The sequence below is a fragment of the Streptomyces synnematoformans genome (genome assembly GCF_039531005.1).
GTDB classification, from domain to species: Bacteria; Actinomycetota; Actinomycetes; order Streptomycetales; family Streptomycetaceae; genus Streptomyces; species Streptomyces synnematoformans.
Genome location: NZ_BAAAPF010000528.1, coordinates 1 through 2,837, shown reverse-complemented (window position 1 = coordinate 2,837; position 2,837 = coordinate 1). Strand labels below are relative to the sequence as shown.

Annotated in this window: 1 protein-coding gene and 1 pseudogene; one reads left to right on the top strand and one right to left on the bottom strand. The window is 79.3% G+C overall.

Going from position 1 to position 2,837, the window contains the following annotated elements; all coding sequences use genetic code 11:
• The coding region (locus ABD317_RS35515; protein WP_344295897.1) for an ATP-binding protein at positions 1-2,124 on the top strand (2,124 nt) is incomplete at its 5' end.
• Between the two features lie 35 nt (positions 2,125-2,159).
• On the opposite strand, the pseudogene ABD317_RS35510 reads toward ABD317_RS35515, so the two are convergent.
• Positions 2,160-2,837, bottom strand: a pseudogene (locus ABD317_RS35510) (hypothetical protein); the annotation flags it as partial.

Here is a 2,837-nt window from a genome sequence, read left to right as displayed (position 1 = left end):
GTTCCTCGGCCCGCACCTGGCTGCTGGCCATCGCCCGGCGCCACCGACCCCGCCCGTACCACCGCCTCCGCCACCCACCTGGCCGGCGCGGCCGCCCCCTCGACCGACCCCGCACCCCGGCTCGACGCGCTCCGCGCCTCCGGCGCCGTGCGGCTCTTCGCCGAGCGGGCGGCCGCCGCCGCTCCCGGCTTCACCGTCGACGCGGCCAACGCCGCCGCCGTGGCCACCGTCTGCCGCCGCCTCGACGGCATCCCCCTCGCCCTGGAGCTGGCCGCCACCCGCGTGCGGGCCCTCGGCGTCCACGAGCTGGCCGCCCGCCTCGACGACCGGTTCCGGCTGCTCTCCGCGGGCCCGCGCGACGCGCCCGCCCGGCAGCGCACCCTGCGCGCGATGCTCGACTGGAGCTGGGAGCTGCTGACCGCCCCCGAGCAGGCCGTGCTCCGCCGCCTGTCGATCCACGCGGACGGCTGCACGCTGCGCGCCGCCGAGGCGGTCTGCGCGGGCGACGGCATCGCCGAGGACGACGTCCTCGGCCTCCTCGCCCGCCTCGTCGACCGCTCCCTGGTCATGACCGCCCCCGGCGACGGGGTCGCCCCCGTCCGCTACCACCTGCTGGAGTCCGTCGCCGCCTACGGCCACGAACGGCTCTGCGAGGCCGGCGAGTCCGCCTCCGTGCGCCGCCGCCACACCGCGCACTACGCCGCGCTGGCCGCCGAGGCGGAGCCCCGGCTGCGCGGCCCCGGCCAGCGCCGGTGGCTGCTGCGCCTCGACGCCGAGTCGGCCAACATGCGTGCGGCGCTGGACGACGCGGTACGCACCGGCGCCGCGGTCACGGCGCTGCGCCTGGCCGGCGACCTCGCGTGGTACTGGGTGCTGCGCGGCCGGCTCGGCGAGGGCCGCCGCTTCCTGACCACCGCGCTGACGGCGGCTCCCGCGCCGGAACAACCGGAAAAAAGCGCCCCGGAACCCACCGCCGCCGAACCGCCCGCGCCCGGACCCGCCGAGCCGCCCGCCCCCGGCCTGACGGCGACCCGCACCGCCGCCCGCACCTGGCGCGCCGCCATGACACTCCGCCTCGGCGAGCCCCTCTCCCCCGACGCCCTGCCCGTCCCCCGCCCGGCGCCGCCCACCGCGCTCGCCGAACTGGCCGCCGGCGCCCGGGCGGACGCCTTCCTCGGCCTCGCCCGGCTCGGCCTCGGCCCGCTGCCCGACGGGGACGACCCGCTGGCCCGCGCCAAGGAGGTCTTCCGCGCCCTCGGCGACCAGTGGGGCACCGCCGCGGTGTCCAGCACGATCGCCCGGCACGCGGTGCTCCGCGGCGACCTGCCGGCGCTCGCGGAGTACGGGGAGCGCAGCATGGCGCTCTTCGCCGCGCTCGGCGACCGCTGGGGCCAGCTGCACGCGACGTACGCCCTCGGCACGTACGCGGAGATCACCGGCGACTACGCGCAGGCCGCCCGGCTGCACCGCGAGGGCCTGCGGATGGCCGAGGACCTGGGGCTGTGGTCGGAGGTGTCGGACAAGCTGTCGATGCTGGGCCGCATCGCCCTGCTCACCGGCGACGCCGAGCAGGCCGACGCCCTCCACGGCCGCGCCGCCCGGCTGGCCGCCGAGCAGGGGTACGTGGTGGGCGAGGAGTTCGCGGGCATCGGCCTGGCGATGGGCGCCCGGCGGCAGGGCCGGCTGGCGGAGGCGGAGGCGCACCTGCGCCGCTGGCTCGACTGGGACCGCAAGATCGAGTCCGCCGTGGGCACCGCGCTGATCCTCGCCGAGCTGGGCTTCGTCGCGGAGCTGGCCGGCGACCCGGACGCGGCCCGCGCCCACCACCGCGAGGGCCTGGCCTTCGTCAGCCCCACCGGCGACCCCCGGGCCGTGGCCCTCGCCCTGGAGGGCCTGGCCGGCGCGGAGTCCCTCGCGGGCGACGCCGCCCTGGCCGCCCGCCTCCTCGGCCGTGCCGCCGCCCTCCGCGCCGCCGCCGGCGCTCCCCTCTCCCCGGCCGAACGCGCCGACACCGACCGCATCACCGCCCGCCTGCGCGCGAAGCTGGCCCCGGCGGACCTGGCGGCGGAGCTGGCGGCGGGCGAAGCGGCGGACGTGGCTGACCTGCTCGACGGGGAGGCGTGAGCCACCGCCGCTGTCTGCATGCGAAGACGACGGAGTCAGCCTGCCGACGTGCCCTCGGTGCCCATCGTCCAGTCCAGGCACCGGCGCTGGAAGGCCGCCTCCTCGCCCAGCCGCACCAGCTGCTCCATCCCGTACGCGCGCACCGGCCGCGCCAGACGCACCGGCCGGTGCTCCGCGCCGGCGAGGACGCCGTGGCGCAGCAGCGCGCGGAAGACCGCGGGCAGCACGTCCCCCGGCAGGCGCTCGTCCGCGCAGACCTCGGCCGCGTCCGGGAGGCGAAACGTTCCTGGAAAGACGCTGCACCGGGCCCAGAGCAGCTGTTCCGGGGGCGTGAGCAGGCGGTGCGTCCAGTGCAGCGAGGCCCGCAGCGAGCGCTGCCGGGCCGGCCGGCGGGGCTCCTCGACGGCCAGGTCGAGGGGGCCGGAGGGGCCGGAGATCCGCTCCAGCAGCCGGTCGGGGCGGAGCCGGGCAAGGTGGGAGGCGGCGATCCCGGCGGCCAGCGGCAGGCCCTCCAGCAGGGCGCAGACGGCGTGCAGGGCCTCGCGGTCGGCGGCGTCGGCGAGGGCGTCCCCGGCAGTCAGGCTCTCCAGCAGCGCCACGAAGTCGTCGGCCGCCAGCGGCTCCAGCCGCAGGGTCGCCCCGCGCGGACGTACCGGCCCTCGGCGGCGGTGCGGACGTGCCGTCGCCCGGCGCCGCCGCGGGCGGCGAGCAGG